Source organism: Flavobacteriales bacterium (assembly GCA_016699575.1).
In the GTDB taxonomy this organism is placed as follows: domain Bacteria; phylum Bacteroidota; class Bacteroidia; order Flavobacteriales_F; family PHOS-HE28; genus PHOS-HE28.
In genome coordinates, this window is record CP064979.1 from 3555768 (window position 1) to 3570830 (window position 15063).

The following is a 15063-nucleotide window of genomic DNA, read 5'->3' on the forward strand; positions in this document are numbered from 1 at the left end:
ACAGGCCTGCGCGTAGCTCATGGTGCGTTCTGCTTGCAGGGTGAACCGCACTGTAGTCGTGTGCCATGGCGCCAATTGTCACCCTCATGAACAATGACTGCGTGGTGTGCGACCCGGGCCCGCCATGCACAAGAACCCGCTCATCAAGCTGGGCCACCGATCGCTGCCTCCTTGACTTGCGTCGGCGCATGAGCGCTGGTGGACATGAACAGGCCGCGGTTTTCGTTGGAGCACTGTCATGTCAGGGCGTTGGCCACGACGATCCTGGTGCAACATTAGGACCGCCAATGCCGAAACACCAGTTCACATGAAGCATGCGCTTGCACTTGTCTTTCTTGCACCAGCCGTTGGCGCGGTCGGCCAACTTCCGAACGGCAGCACCGCCCAGGACTTCACCCTGACCGACTACTACGGCACTACCCACAACCTGTACACGTACTTGAACGATGGCAAGACCGTGTTCCTGGAGTTCTTTGCCGCCCATTGCCCAACCTGCTGGGGCTATCATCAGACCCATCGGCTGAAGAACATCCATGATCTGTATGGGCCTTCCGGCACGGACGAGGTGATGGTGCTTGCGTTGGAGCACGACCAATGGAACGGGGCCAACGAGTTCATGGGCATCGGACCCGCTTGGGTGACGGCCGGTGACTGGTTGACCGGAACTCCATACCCGCTCTTCAATGTGGAGGATCCCGACCGCGGTGTTTTCACTGACTACATGATGACCTTTTACCCGTTGATCTACCGCATCTGCCCCAACGGCATCGTGGAGCGTGTGTTCACCTCGCAGACCGAAGCGCAGCTGTACCAGATGGTGCAGGACTGCCAGGCATTGCTGTCCATGGAAGACCTGGTGGTGCCGATCGACGTCCGCTTTGATCCGCTGTCGCGCAACCTCGTGATCGAGCGCTTCAAGGAAGTTCAAAGTCTAACGATCATCGATCCGCAGGGCCGCGTGGTGCAACGGATGGGTCCACTCACGGATCCCGCCGTTCCGCTCATCGACCTGTCATCGGGCATTTACGTTTACCAGATCACAAAGGATCAAGGAGCCTTGGCCGGGCGCTTCCTGATCGAGCAGAGGTAGCCGCGAAGGTGGCTCTCCCTGGCAGGGTTCGCGTTGCACAGGTAGCGTGCGGTTGCAACTGCCCATGGTTGTGCGGCCATCACTTCAACCCGCGGTGTGCCACCCATGGTCATCGGGCCGTACCGCTCATTCGTTGCGGCGTTGGGCCTTCACCGCACCTCAAGCACGTGCCCTTCGTCAACCCAGGTCTGTGGCCGCACACCGAACTGCCCCCCCGGTGTTTCGGCAATGATCTCGAGCGTGCCGATGATCGGACGATCGTGCTCCATGGTCCGATAGACCAGGGCACCATCGAACGGCCCATCCGACCGCATCCAATCAGGCGCTGATCCCGGTGTGCCTACCGGATGACGCAGAACTGGAAAGAACACGTCGGCTGAGTCCGCATTGGCCCATGAGAATAGATTCGATCGGAGCCCTGCGGCAAGGCGTTCCGGTGCAAGTACTTCACCCTCGCGCAGCCGGAAGAGACCGGGCACACCCCAGCGCTCAATGGTCACCAAGAACCCGGTGCCCGGTAGCGGTGATATGCCGCTAACATAGGAGGCGTTGTTCTCCTGATCGAACTCCACTTGTGCGGTGATCACCAGGTCATCCATCATGTCGCCGTTCAGGTTCACGCGTTCATCAGGCGGAATGCCAGGTGGTATGATCGTCTGCGGGTGCACAGGTTCATGGCCGAAGTCGAAGAGCGGTTCCCTGTGTGCGCGCAGCGGCAATAGCGGATCGCCTTCCTTGCCATAGCCGTTAGGCACACGTACCGCGTGCCTGATCTTGATCATCACCCGGCTATGGGGGTAAGGCAGCTCGAACGCAAAGGCCGCCACGCTCGTGCCGCGCTCGTTGGTGCTGCGCAGGACCATCGTATGCCCATCGTGATGATCGCCCGTACCGTACCAACCGTCCTGGTCCCGGCCGATGGCGGGGCCGAATGGGCGCTCCAGCAACCAGAACTCCGTGGGTTGATCTTCGTCGGTCCAGCTCACTTGCTTGAAGTGGATGCGTTCGGCGATCAGATGGGTGTCCAGTCGTGTGCTGTCTTCCAAGGTGTACCAGCGTTGGGTGCTGGGCGTGCTCCACAACAAGATGGCGTTGCCACTGAGCGTGCGCACACCGTGTTTGTACCTGCCTAGGTAGCCGGGTTGCTGCGGATCGGTGATGTGCACCGTGCTGGTGGTGATCAGGAGGTCCGCTATGCCATCGCCGGTCACGTCAACGTATTCATCCGGCGGAGGGCCGGGGATGATGCGGTCGGTCTGCGCATCCGCCTGCAAGGCGAAAAGGCCGAGACCGATCAGCAGGGTTTTCATGCTCATCGCACCACGAAGGCTTCATCGGCCGGTACCAGCAAACCCACGCGGATGACCACCTGGCCCGTGCTGTTGGATCGGTCGATCGCGAACGAACCGTGCCACAGCTTGCCGTTGCTCAAGGTTCGGAACACGTAGCGCTGCGCGGCCAGACCCGGAGTGACCGTGGGCAACGCCGACTGGTGCCCGTAGCCCCAGTAAGCCACTTGTACATGACCATCCGTATAGAGCAACTCCGGTATCTGGAAGTCATCCTGAGGTCGGGTGGATAGGGCAGGAATGCGATCGCCCTGCGCACACACCTTGGCTCGCCAAGTGCCACGTTCATCGCGCGCGTTCAGTAGGGTGGTGCCGGGGAGGTTCATCACATGGAGGTGGCAACTACCTGAACTGCTCGGCTCGTCGTCGGTGCCGCTGCGGAAGCCCTGCACCACCAGGTCGGGGATGCCGTCGTTGGTGAGGTCGATGCTGTCGTTCGGCGCGAAACCACAGTAGTTCCGATCGAAGTCGGGCTGGGCCATCGCGCCAAGCTGCAACGCGCATGCACCGATCATCAGCTCGTTCTTCATCGCGGATACAGGATGATGTCGACCGGGGCAAAGCTCGGCCTTCCTTCCATGGGTGGATAGACCGCCTCATCATACACCCCGCAAAGTGGGTGGCTATCGAAGGCGGTGAGCGGTACGATCACCTGGTGATACCGCGCCGGCCACCGGTCCCTTCGTTGGTCCAATGGACCGGCGTCCCCTTCGTCCTGCACCAGCAACTTCATCCTCGCCGTTCGGAAACCGTTGGGCACGACCAGCAGATAGTTGTCCGAGGCAAAGGGGAAGTACGGTTCGTAAGGGCCCTTGTACCGGACGTACCCGCAGAAGGGCGCGCGTTGATTCCGGTGAAAAAGGTACCACGGTGTTCCATGGTGAACAACGGGCACATTGTTGCTGTCCAACAGGGTAATGCGCAGACCGGGGATCACCGCGCTGTCATTCGCCGAGTGCGGACGCACGACGATAACGGAGCGGAAATCGTACGCACAGTGCTGCGCGTGGAGCAGGGCTGGGAGAAGGGCCACAAGTGGAAGGACGATCCTCATGGCCGGCCTGTACACCGGAAGCGGAGTTCCGTTCGAACTTCGTTCCCCGATGCGTGTACGGGAGCACATGCGGAGCATTCCGAGCCTGTTGCTGCTGCCCCTGTTGGCCTGCGGACAGGACAATGCGGGCCAGTTGGACACCTGTTCCGATGTGCCAGCCAGCTTCCTTGCCGAGGTGCACAGCGTGCTCACCGACAGCACGGGCCTTTTCAAGCACGACTTCCCGCCGGTGCCCCCGCTTTCGTGCGAGCTGCTCGGCATGCTTCAGGAGGAATTGAAGGACGACAGTGCGCGTTACTGCTTCGATCGGTTCTCCCGGAAGTACTGGAGCGTGGATCCGCACGCACAGCTCACGCATGCATACATCCGCCGGCACTTGAGCTTCACCTTGGCCATGGCCGCCACGGCACATTGGTTCGCCGATACCCGCATCGAGGGGCTGCGCGAACTCCAGGAATACCGGCGAATGCGCCCGCTCGTGTGCACCACCAAGGAAGGCTACGCGAAGCTCGAGCGCCAGGACCGCGAGGCCGTGCGCTACCTGCTGCGGGTGATGGAGACCACTCCCATGGGCATCCCGGGCAGCGAGAACGCGACCATCCATGATATCTACATGCGGGAGGTGATGCACACCCTGGACCTGTACACCGGACAGGATCACCAGACCAGTGCTGCGATGCACCTGCGCATCAACCGGAGCGGGGCCGGGATCCAACAAGCCATGCAGGACTGGCGCAACTGGCTCGCGCAGTGAGGACCGCCCTGACCGTCTTGATCTTCTTGCCGATGCTCCTGCTCGCGCAGAACGCAGCCCGCTTCCAAAGCGCCCTACGCTCCGAGCGCGCCATGGACCGTTGGATGAAGCACGAGATCCACCGTGTGCGCAAAGGGCATGTCATCACCACGCCATCAGCGAGTTACATCGCACACCACGCGACCTTCGACACGCTTGTGGCCTTTCTACGTCGGCAGCCGGGGGTTGACGATGCCGCCACGGACCGCTGCATGAACAAGATCATGATCTGGCCCGGGCACACGACCATCGGCATGCGTTGGTCCATAGAGGGACGGCCTATCGAACGATGCTGGTCGGTGCAAGAGGGCAGGCCAGGCAGCATCCGTCTTTTCGGCTGGCGGCCGCACGTGCGCAAGGACCGCCAGCACTTGAAGTACCTAAGAGCGGCGGAATGCGCTGGCTTCGTGGAGCAGGAGCGCAAGCGTTGTGCGGAGCGACAGCGTTGATCGTACCCGTGCGAAAGGAGTATGCCGCGCGGCGTGGACGGCGGCGTTCAGCACCTTTGCCGCATGTCCGCTGTCACCACGCCCGTCACCCTCACCGGCCAAGTGGCCGCATTGGAGCCGCTCACCCATGCGCACCACGACGACCTCTGCGAAGCCACGCGCGACGGCGAGCTGTGGAAGTTGTGGTACACCATCGTACCCGCACCCGAACAGATGCGCGCGGAGATCGACCGGCGCAACGCCCTGCTCGCGAGCTGCAGCATGGTGCCGTGGGCCGTGCGCGACCTGCGCAGTGGCCGCGTGGTGGGCATGACCACCTTCATGAACATCGAGGCGGAGAAACCGCGCGTGGAGATCGGTTCCACTTGGTATGCACGCTCCGTGCAGCGCACTGCGTTGAACACCGAGTGCAAGCTGTTGCTGCTCACCCACGCTTTCGGAACGCTGGGATGCATCGCCGTGGAGTTCCGCACCAGCTTTTTCAACTTCCCGAGCCGACGCGCCATCGAGCGCCTCGGTGCCAAGCCCGATGGCATCCTTCGCAACCACATGCACATGCCGGACGGCACGCTACGCGACACCTGCGTGTACTCCATCCTGCCCCACGAATGGCCGGCGGTGCGCAAGAACCTGCTCTTCAGGTTGGGGCGCACCTAGGACCCGGAACGCAAGATGGTTCGCCGCTTTCGACATTCACCGCTGCTGGTTGCCATGGCCTTGTGCTCCGGTCCGTTGGCCTGCACCATAGCCGCGCAGTCGCCACCGCGCTACACCATCGGCTTCGCGGACACGCTGCTCTTCAACGACAGCCTGCGGTACACGGCCTTCGGTTACGATGGTCCTGCGCCGCTCTTCGTGCAAGCCTGGTTCCCCATCCAGGCACCGACCGAACGACGGCTCACCTACAAGCAGCTCCGCGAACGTCGGCTGAAGGGACCGTTGCAGTGCGTGTACGATGAATTGGTGCTGCGTGCCGATTCGGCCTTCATTGAATACGACCTGCGCTATGCCTTCGACAGTGACAGTGCCATCAACTACGCACCGTTCACCGAGCAGCAGGTGAAGGACAGCCTCTTCGCTCTGCGACCCCGGTCCTTCGCAGCACCTTGGCCGGAGCGGTCCGATAGGCCGGTGGTCGTGTACCACCACGGCTCGCAAGGCTTCAGCGATGAGAACGTGACGCTGGCCGAAGACCTCGCCCAATTGGGCTTCGTCGTCCTCTCCAGCAACTTCCACTGGCCGCTCGCGGACCGGCCCTACGGCTATCCGCTGACCTGGGAGCCGGAACGGCACAGCATCCGCACCATGCTCCGCTTCGCACGCGCACTGGCCCGCGGCAACAAGGTCTTTTACATCGGTCACAGTTGGGGCGCGCAGGAAGGTTGGTGCACGTTGCATGAACCCGGCCTGGCCGACGCCTTCGTGAGTTTGGAGACCACCATGGAATGGAAGACCGACACCGCGGAAGTGCGCGACAAGTGGCCGCATGTGCTCGATGCCATCACCACGCACCGCTATCCAATGCCGATCCTGATGGTGGCGGATACCGACGGTGAGCCGCCCTTCCCACTGTTCAAGGGAGTGCGCGGGGATATCCGCTACTTGGACCCCAAACAGCCCTTCGGCCATGAGAGCTACACGAGCGCCTACCTGCTTCGCTTGCTCGGTAGGGGCCGCTTCCCCGTTCCCGATGAGGAAGCCCTGCTGATGCAGAACACCCTGCACGCAGAACTGGCCCGCGAGGTGCTGGACTTCCTATGGGAACAGGTCCGTTGGCCGGCGTTACCGCCATTGCTGCGGAGCGAGGATCCGTTCCATCGCCATCCTGCGAAGGGGACCGCGCCGAAGCAGCGGTAGCAGGTTGCGTTCAACCACTGACCGGTCGCGCAACTGAGCGCGGTTCATTCCCAAGGCCCGCCGCGTGCTACGTGCACGAAACCCTTGCCGTCGAAGCGGAACAAGCCGCCACTGAAGCCGAACCAGAGGGTGCCGCGCCGATCCTCCACGAAAGCTTGTATGGCGAAGTACTGCGTGAGATCCGGCCGGTCGGTCTTGTCGAACAGTGTGAACGTCGTTCCATCCCAGCGGTACGCGCCTACGCGCACCGCCCCGATCCATAAGTTGCCTGAACGGTCCGCGTAGATGTTGTAGATGTCGTTGTCCGCGAGGCCGTGCAGTTCAGGATAGCGTGTGACGGCGACACCGTTGTACATGCTCACTCCGCCTTCTTCGATGTACTGCGGATGGTCCGAAGTGATGGACCCGAACCAGATGTTGCCCTGTGCGTCCTCCATGATGCTCGCGACGTTGTTGCTGCACAAGCCGTCCTTCCGGGTGAAGCGCGTGAAGGTGGCGCCGTCGTATTTCAGCGCCCCATGCCCATCCAGCCCGAACCAGATGTTGCCCTTGCTGTCCTCGAACAGGTCCCACACTTTACCGGGCGTCATCTTCCAGCTGAGCGTATCGAGCTTCGGCTCTGGTAGCTCGAACGGGGCGAAGCGACCCTCCGCGAAACGGAACACACCGGCGCTCGTGCCGGCCCAGACAGTGCCGGAGCGGTCCAAAAGCACCTTGCAGCCCGCACCGGGAAGTCCTTCGTTGGGTCCAAAGCCGATGAAAGTGGCATTCGTTCCTTCCGGTTGCGTCGGTGGGGTATAGCGCGTGATACCGGCCTGTGTCCCGAACCACAACCGGCCCGATGGGTCTTGGGCGATACCCGTTACCACATCATCGATCAGCCCGTCGGCAGTCGTGAAGTAGCGCAGCTGTTCGCCGTCCCAACGTGCAACGCCCTGTCCATTGGTGCCGAACCACAGGTTGCCCCGGCTGTCCTCGAGGGCGCTTACCACGTATTGGGCAATGGGCAAGGTGTCCGATGGGTGCGGGGTCGGTTGCCGTTCGGTCGTGGTATCCGCGCTGCGACTTCCGCAGGCGGCCACCACAGCTGTTCCGACCAAGCAACGCAGCACGGTTGAGCCGTTCTTCATGCGAACAAGGTAGTGCCTCCGAGGCGATGGGTGTGTTCCATGGCGCGGAACCTTACTGTGCATCGAAGCAGCCGATCGGAATGTGCCGGTCATAGTTGCTTGTTGGGCCCGAGCGCTGGTCTTGCGCGCACGACTTCCCATGACCTGGCAACCGGCGACGGGCGCGGATACCCCAAGGATCCGTAGTGTTGGAGCAACAATGGCAGGCAAGGTCACCATCATCGAGAACGGACGCGACGGCCAGGTGCTCTACCACGAAGGACCGCACACCATCAACGGCTATTGGGAATTCGGCGGCAACGATGTGGTCACCATCGTGAGCATGGGCGATCGCGACGAATGGCGCAACCGCTATCCGTGGGCGCTGGACCGACGATCGGAGATCCTCCGCTTCGTGGCCGATGAGGTCATCCGCATGCGCGCACCGACGTGCACCGCTGTGATCGATGAAGCGAGCGGAACGATCCTCTTGAAAGCACCGGGGGCGATCCCAACAGCGGCGGACGGTGCGGAGATGAAGGCGTCAGGGTTCGTCAAACGATACTCAAAGATCAAAGCCATGGTGGGGATCGGTGTGCTGGCATTGGTGCTCATTGCGGGAGCGGTGCTGTGGATGGGCAAGAAGGTACTGATGGTGGCCCCGGCCAACGGTGTGCCCTTGAACGAGTGCGTGCGCACCGAGCACCACATCGCGTCCTTCATCCAGTACACCGATCCGCACCTGCCGCGCGTTACGGGGCGCGGCGGAAACGAAACCACCAGCATCAGCATCCTGCTCATCCCGTTGGACGGCACGGAGCCGCGCGTCGTACCGGTGGTGCGGAAGCTCGATGGGGTCCACTACGAACTTGCCCGGATCATGGGCAGCGACGGGCATACGCTTTGGCTCGATTGCACCGGGTTGTTCGGCGTGCGGTTGAGCGACTATGAGCTCATCACTGCGCAAGACCTGCAACGTGCGAACCCCGCGATCGACCCACGATGGTGGGCTGACACCCGGGGCATGGCCGTGATCGATGGCAAGCTGCACATCATGAACGACGATCGCAGTGCGGCCTTGGATGTGGAACCCACCACGTGGAAAGCGACCACCGTGGACCCCAAACCGTCCAAGTTGCGGTTCGACCGCCTAGCCCCCACGGACCAACTGGCGGCGGGGCTGATCACATCTGGAGGCACTTGGCTCGGCCTGCATTCGCCGGAAGAGCTCGATGGTGAGTTCAAAGTGAAGAGCTGGATCAAACGGGTTGAACAAGCTGACGATGCCAAGCAGTTGCGTCGCTTCTGCGCTGCCCACCTCGAAGCTTCGAGCGAAGGCGACCATTTCCGCATCCTGGACATGGCACCGATCGGCACCACCGAATACCTCAATGCAGCCTTCTTGCGGATGGGCGCTAGTGCCGAACCCCTTCGCCTGAAGGACCCGGAAAGCGTGCTGATGATCCACACGGATGCGCCCGGCCTGGGCGGTAAGCTCGTCGTGAGCCGCGCGGACACGCAAGGCCATTTGCTCTGGAGCACGGAGACCGGTCTCGACCGTTATTACGTGTCGCAGATCCTGCCTGGTGCGGACGCCTTCGCCTTCGTGGGCACTCGCCCGCCGGTGGAGGGCAAGCTGAGCGAACCGCTCGTGGTGCTGGTGGACAATGCGACGGGGCGGCACACTGCGCATTCGCTGTGGCGGTAGCATCGCGCCGTACGCGATGGTGGCGCATGGTGCTGCGCGCCCGATCGGTCAGGAGGCCTTCACAACCCGGTAGCGCAGCAGCACGTCCGTGGCGACCGGCTTGGTGCCGTTGAGCCGTGCTTCGCGCAAGGGTTGCAGCGTGCTCCACGCGAAGTCCTTTTCCGAGGGTGAGGCGGGCAGCGCGTTCAGGTCGAAGGCCAGCCATGTATGCTCTTGGATGTGGAAACTGAGCGTGCGTCCCATCGATCGGCTGTTCAGCGGCCCACTGGCGGGCACGATGAGCTTGCCATCTTCTTCGCGGAACGCGCTGGTGTCCACGGTGAGGTAATTATTGTCGTCGGGACCGGCGTAGAGGCTCATGCGGATCTGTTGTGGCTCACGCGACCGCGGTGTTACGCGCGCGAGCGGCACGTGCACTTCCACTTCCAACGTCAACTCCTTGCCTCCAATGAGCGGCGGGCGCGGTAGGCCGAGCAGGCACAGGCCCGCGATGGAAAAGAGGCCCACTTGGCCGAGCAGCACCGATAGTCCTGCCGCCTTCCAGAAGTGTGCCCACTCCACGGCGTTCACCAACTTGGTGCCGAGCAAGCCCAACAGCGCCCCACCGATGAAGCCCGCTGGTATGAAAAGGAAGGCGACCGCGAAGCCGCGCTTCCCCTCGAAGTCGCTGACGCCCATCTTGCCCGAGACGCTGTCCGCAACCGGTGCGGTCACAACCGCGGTGATGATGCCGCTGATCAGCGCAACGAGTAGAGCGATCTTCCAGGACATGGAGTGGGGGTATTGCGGTAAAGTTGGCGACTGCAGGCCTTGTTCATCTTCCTTCAGCAATGCCAGCATGCCAGGTAGTTCCTGCGCACTCTGGTTTCACAACTCGAGCAGCGCACGGGTCCGTTCATTGAATGCAATCACCCCTATGAGTGCGCGGCCGAACTGCTGGAAACAGACATAGCTGCAGCCGCAGGCCTTTTCGTTCGCGATCTTCTCCTTCCACTTGGCCACCTCATCACACCAGAACAGCATGGTGGGAGTTCCGATCCGGTGAAGCTCCACGGCCGCACTGTCCATGAACGCGATGAGTGCCGCCGACCCCGCTTCGTCGAGTTCATGAGCGTCCAGTACGTTGAGTGCCTCCTTCATGGTCGTCACAAGGTGCGGCTGCGCGGCCTCATTGCCTGGGAGTATTACGGAGACCGTCCATGCCATCTTCCGGTCCAGCACTCCGTTCGGGGGATCGGGAAGTGGGGTCTGGGCACCCGCGTAACCCGCGAGCGTCACCAGCGCGACGAAGTGCAGCGAACGCATGGTGCGGCTTTGCTCAAGTTCGTGAGGCCGCGAAGATCGGCGATGGGAGCAACCCGTCCATGCCCCCGCCAACTACATTCGAGCCCCAACCACATACACACCCCCGATGATCCCCCTTCTCGTTGTCCTAGGACTTGTCGTGATCCTGGCGCTGTACGCCATCGGCATCTACAACAAGCTGGTGAAGCTGAAGAACCTTGTGGAGGAAGCGTGGAGCGGCATCGATGTGCAACTGAAGAAGCGCTACGATCTGATCCCCAACCTGGTGGAGACGGTTAAGGGCTACGCTGCGCACGAGAAGGAAACCCTGGAGAACGTGACGCGCGCCCGCGCCGCCGCACAGCAAGCCACCACCGTGGAAGGCCACCAAGTGGCGGAGAAGAACCTGAGCGGCGCGCTGATGAACCTGCTAGCCGTGGCCGAGCGTTACCCCGACCTGAAGGCGAACACCAACTTCCTACAGTTGCAGAGTTCCTTGAGCGAGATCGAAGGCGACATCGAGAAGGCACGCCGCTATTACAACGGCAACGTGCGCGAGCAGAACACGCTCATCGAGAGCTTCCCGAGCAACATCATCGCCAACATGTTCAGCTTTGCGAAGTCGGTGTTCTTCGAACTGGAGAACCCGGCGGAGAAGCAGGCACCTTCCGTGAAGTTCTGATGATGCGCCGCTGGTTGCTGCTGGCTTCGCTGGTGGGCGGGATGCTTGCCCACGGCCAGACCGAGAAGATCAACTCCTTCCACACCGACCTCACCGTGGCCGCCGATGGCCAACTGACGGTGACGGAGGAGATCAACATCCACTGCGAAGGCGTCGAGTTCCAGCGCGGCATCGTTCGTCGTCTGCCACTGCTCTTCACCGATCACAACGGTCGGCGGCACTGCATCGCATACGACCTCACGGCAGTGGAAGTCTTCGGCGCGCCATCGCCCCACCATACCAAGACGGAGAACGACGAGCTGGTGATCTACGTGGGCAGCGAGGGCAACTTCCTGGCGCCCGGCGATTATCCCTACCGCATCACCTACGTGACCAAAGGCCAGGTGGGGTTCTTCGCCGACTTCGACGAGATCTATTGGAACGTGAACGGCAACGGCTGGGCGTTCTACACGGACAGCGTCAGTGCGCTCATCCACCTGCCGCCCGGTGCGCAGGTGAAGCAGCACGCGTGCTACACCGGCGAGATGGGCAGCACGGAACGCGCCTGTACTGCCGAAGTGGTGGATGAACGCACCGTCCGTTTCCGCGGCCGCGCCATGGGCTACTACGAAGGTCTCACCGTGGCGGTGGGTTTCCAGAAGGGCATTGTGGCCGAACCGCCGCCGCCAACCTTCTTCGAACTGTACGCGGTGCCGCTGGTGGGCGGCGGCATCACGGTGCTGTTGCTGCTTTACTACTTCATCACATGGTGGCGCCACGGTCGCGATCCGGACAGTCCCACGGTGATCCCGCTCTTCGACGCGCCCGATGGCATCTCACCGGCTTCGGTGGCCATGGTGATGAAGGGAGGGTACAGCAACGACCACATCACCCCGGCCATGATCAACCTGGGAGTGAAGGGCTACATCCGCATCGACGAGACCAGCGAGGACCAGTTATTGGGTCTTTGGAAAAAGCAGGTGTACACCATCGTGAAGCTGAAGAACGGCAGTGGACTACCGCGCGAGGAGCAGGACCTCCTGAACAGCATGTTCGGTTCAGGCAGCAAGAGCTTTCCGATAACAGGCACCTACAACCCCAGCGTGAAGAGCATGGCCGACGAATTCGCGGGCGAGCTGCGCAGCCAATGGTCGGCTTTCATCAGCAAGGGCAACAATCTGCGGCTGTGGCTGGTGCCGATACTCGCCGGCATCGCGTGCGCGGTGCTCATGGTGGTACTGCACTATTACCTCCTCGGCGGCAACGACATGGCCTACATCGTGGCCTTCGTAGCGGTGAACATTTTCCTGTTCCTCATCTACCAATACCTCATCCGCAAGCCGAGCATGGAGAAGCTGGCCCTGCGTTCCAAACTGCGCGGTTTCAAGATGTACCTGAGCGCGGCGGAGGAGAAGCAGCTGCAGCACTTCAATCCGCCCGCGATGACCCCCGAGGTCTTTGAGAAGTACCTGCCGTACGCCATTGCCTTCAATGTGGAGCAGATCTGGGGCGACCGTTTCCAGGACATGATCAGCAAGGCGCTGGTGGAGCCGAACTACCGCTCCAGCTGGTACGGCGGCCGCATCATGAACTACGGCGCGTTCTCGCACAGCATGAGTTCCTCCTTCAGCAGCAGTGTGAGTTCAGCCAGCACACAACCCAGCAAGAGCGGCGGCTCCGGTGGTGGTGGCTTCTCGGGCGGCGGAGGTGGAGGTGGAGGGGGTGGGGGCTGGTGATTCAGCGGCGGCGCAACCAACCGGGCGCACCTCGGACTGGACATCCTGTCCGCTCACCATCCGATCTTCCTCAGGTCCTACTCCCGCACGAACCGAAGATGCTGTTGGCCGCCGTTCTGGAACGCGAGCGATACGATGTACGTGCCAGCGGCGCATGCCTCCGCATCGACGGTCATTTGATCTTCGAGCAGCGTGACCGGCACGGCTACGCAGTTGCCGAGCAGATCATGAACGCTTGCGCTGATCGGTTTCAAGCCCTTGGCGCATACGATCCGCAGTTCGCCGCGCGTAGGATTGGGGTATGCGACCGGTCCCGCCTTAAGTCCTGGTGATTCAATGCCCGTGGAGCCGGAACTGCACTCGGTGATGTGATCCAGGATATTGGCCCGGTCGTTCATGGCCTCGGGCCCGAACAGCTCGCTGGGGCCGATGGTACCGAACAACACCTTTCCCGCACCCCAGTCTTTTTCCGCCAAGGTGGGCAGGTCCACCGGGGGGCCTCCGAAATGGTCATCGTTGTTCTCCACGTTCACAGGGGTGAGCCCGTCGCCATGAAGCACTCCATTGGCATAGTAGAACGCGGCCCACTCCGAACCGATAGGCTGATACGGACCGGTATGGATCGGGTGCGCACCGAAAGGCCGTGCGTAGCTCACCGAATAGCTCTGCGAAATGGAGACACCTCCGAAACCTAGGTCCAGACGCACGTGCCCGGTGAAGTCCTGCGAATCTGGAGAGCTGTTCAAGAACAGCTTTCCACCGGCCGCCACCCAACGCTCCACCGCCGCCCCATGCAAGGTCAGAAAGTCCAGCATCGGATCCACGTCGAGGAAGGATCCATCGATGAAGATGGTGCAAGTGTTCGGCCCGAAGACCTGACCCACATCGATGGTCTCGAAATGGCCGAGCTGCCAGTTCCCTTGGCCGAACACGGTGTTCATGGTGGTCTCGTTGGTGCTGCCGTCGTCGTAGGTTTCCATCCACTGGAACTGGTCGGAGTGGATGTACCACACATCGGAACCGGTGATGGGATCCAGTCTGCAGGCATCGATGGTCAGCGTATTGTTCTCGGACCGGCTGTCCGGTGTGAGGAGCGTCGCAAGGATGACATGGCACGCCGTACCCGAATGGTCCACGGTGGTCTGGAACGTGTGGTCCACACTTGCACCGGGTTGCACGGGCCCGGGCACGACTTCCACGGGACCGAGCGAGCCGTCCACCGTCAGTTGCACTTGAAGGTTGCTGAGCGCGACCGTGCCTCTGTTCTCGATGCGGACGATCACGGGTTCCACGCCAAGGCCCACGGCGCTGATCGGTGAAATGAAGGTGCTCACGGCCGCGTCGTCGTCGCCTCCTCCCGTGATCACCACGGTGTAGTCCTCCGCTTCGCCGTACGTGAAGGGAATGCAGGGATCATTGGAAAGCGTCCATGGCCCGAAAGGTTCCCCCACACCGCGGATGCGCAAACGTGCCGGTCCGTTCAACGCGTTGGGAGGCAGGCTGAAAGTGAAGCTGATGGTATAGGCTCCAGCACCCATTTGGGCCAGGCCGATGCGCTCGCCATCACTGAAGCGTTGGTCGTGATCCATGTCGATCCAAGCGGCGAAATTGTGCGGCCACGCATCGTCCGATCCGATGGTGAGCGTGTAGGACGGGCCCACGGCGAGCGTCGTCTGCATGGCGGTGTAGTCGGAATAACCCGAGGCCACCAATGGCGCAATAGTGCCCGTGTTGTTGATGCTTCCGAGGGAGACCGACGTGAGGATCGGTGCCACGATCTGTCCGCCGTGCTGCGGTATGCAATAAGAAGATTGAGCGATGACGGATGCGGATGGAACAGCTAGGAGGAAGAATGCGAGCAGTGTGTCTTGGCGTGTGATCCTCATGGGCCGGTGTTTGATGCAAAGGCGTGCATTGCCTCGCAGGTTGATCGTGCGTGGATGACGCCGATCGGTTGGCCGACCGATGCTTAA

The 15063-nt window shown here is 61.8% G+C and carries 15 protein-coding genes; 8 read left to right on the plus strand and 7 right to left on the minus strand.

Annotation, left to right across the window (positions count from 1 at the left end):
• Positions 1-238: 238 nt before the first annotated feature.
• A complete protein-coding gene (locus IPJ76_14825) occupies positions 239-1090 on the plus strand; it encodes a redoxin family protein (GenBank protein QQR85862.1) in 852 nt (283 codons plus the stop codon).
• A 149-nt stretch (positions 1091-1239) separates the two neighbouring features.
• On the opposite strand, the gene IPJ76_14830 is transcribed toward IPJ76_14825, so the two are convergent.
• The 3 genes from IPJ76_14830 to IPJ76_14840 are packed head-to-tail and all read right to left on the minus strand — an operon-like array spanning position 1240 to position 3493.
• Entirely contained in the window at positions 1240-2400 is a 1161-nt protein-coding gene (locus IPJ76_14830; protein ID QQR85863.1) for a hypothetical protein, read from the minus strand.
• Between the two features lie 2 nt (positions 2401-2402).
• A complete protein-coding gene (locus IPJ76_14835; GenBank protein ID QQR85864.1) occupies positions 2403-2969 on the minus strand; it encodes a hypothetical protein in 567 nt (188 codons plus the stop codon).
• Positions 2966-3493, minus strand: a complete 528-nt coding sequence (locus IPJ76_14840) for a hypothetical protein (protein QQR85865.1) — start codon at positions 3491-3493, stop codon at positions 2966-2968. The genes IPJ76_14835 and IPJ76_14840 overlap by 4 nt, the downstream gene beginning before the upstream one ends.
• Positions 3494-3542: 49 nt before the next feature.
• Here IPJ76_14840 and IPJ76_14845 point away from each other — a divergent pair, with 49 nt between their 5' ends.
• From IPJ76_14845 to IPJ76_14860, 4 genes are all read left to right on the plus strand, one after another.
• On the plus strand, positions 3543-4247 hold the full coding sequence (locus tag IPJ76_14845) for a hypothetical protein (protein QQR85866.1): 705 nt from the start codon (positions 3543-3545) through the stop codon (positions 4245-4247).
• Positions 4248-4279: 32 nt separating this feature from the next.
• Complete coding sequence (locus IPJ76_14850) at positions 4280-4735, plus strand: hypothetical protein (GenBank protein ID QQR85867.1); 456 nt, start codon at positions 4280-4282, stop codon at positions 4733-4735.
• A 63-nt stretch (positions 4736-4798) separates the two neighbouring features.
• A complete protein-coding gene (locus IPJ76_14855) occupies positions 4799-5392 on the plus strand; it encodes a GNAT family N-acetyltransferase (protein QQR85868.1) in 594 nt (197 codons plus the stop codon).
• Between the two features lie 54 nt (positions 5393-5446).
• Complete coding sequence (locus tag IPJ76_14860) at positions 5447-6592, plus strand: hypothetical protein (GenBank protein ID QQR85869.1); 1146 nt, start codon at positions 5447-5449, stop codon at positions 6590-6592.
• 44 nt (positions 6593-6636) lie between these two features.
• Here the strand turns inward: IPJ76_14860 and IPJ76_14865 are convergent, their stop codons facing one another.
• A complete protein-coding gene (locus tag IPJ76_14865; GenBank protein QQR85870.1) occupies positions 6637-7722 on the minus strand; it encodes a hypothetical protein in 1086 nt (361 codons plus the stop codon).
• A 199-nt stretch (positions 7723-7921) separates the two neighbouring features.
• Between IPJ76_14865 and IPJ76_14870 the strand changes: the two genes are divergently transcribed.
• Positions 7922-9409, plus strand: coding sequence for a hypothetical protein (locus IPJ76_14870; protein QQR85871.1), 1488 nt, complete (start codon positions 7922-7924; stop codon positions 9407-9409).
• Between the two features lie 48 nt (positions 9410-9457).
• On the opposite strand, the gene IPJ76_14875 is transcribed toward IPJ76_14870, so the two are convergent.
• Positions 9458-10180, minus strand: coding sequence for a hypothetical protein (locus IPJ76_14875; GenBank protein ID QQR85872.1), 723 nt, complete (start codon positions 10178-10180; stop codon positions 9458-9460).
• 96 nt (positions 10181-10276) lie between these two features.
• Positions 10277-10714 (minus strand): hypothetical protein, encoded by a 438-nt coding sequence (locus IPJ76_14880; GenBank protein ID QQR85873.1) that lies wholly within the window; start codon positions 10712-10714, stop codon positions 10277-10279.
• Between the two features lie 106 nt (positions 10715-10820).
• On the opposite strand from IPJ76_14880, the gene IPJ76_14885 reads away from it, so the two are divergent.
• Both IPJ76_14885 and IPJ76_14890 read left to right on the plus strand, forming a co-directional pair.
• Positions 10821-11375: a LemA family protein gene (locus IPJ76_14885; protein ID QQR85874.1), complete on the plus strand. Its 555-nt coding sequence runs from the start codon at positions 10821-10823 to the stop codon at positions 11373-11375.
• The gene (locus tag IPJ76_14890; GenBank protein QQR85875.1) at positions 11375-13090 is read left to right on the plus strand and encodes a DUF2207 domain-containing protein; all 1716 of its coding nucleotides are present in this window, start codon (positions 11375-11377) and stop codon (positions 13088-13090) included. The genes IPJ76_14885 and IPJ76_14890 overlap by 1 nt, the downstream gene beginning before the upstream one ends.
• Before the next feature lie 77 nt (positions 13091-13167).
• On the opposite strand, the gene IPJ76_14895 is transcribed toward IPJ76_14890, so the two are convergent.
• Positions 13168-14976: a T9SS type A sorting domain-containing protein gene (locus IPJ76_14895; protein QQR85876.1), complete on the minus strand. Its 1809-nt coding sequence runs from the start codon at positions 14974-14976 to the stop codon at positions 13168-13170.
• Positions 14977-15063 lie beyond the last annotated feature (87 nt).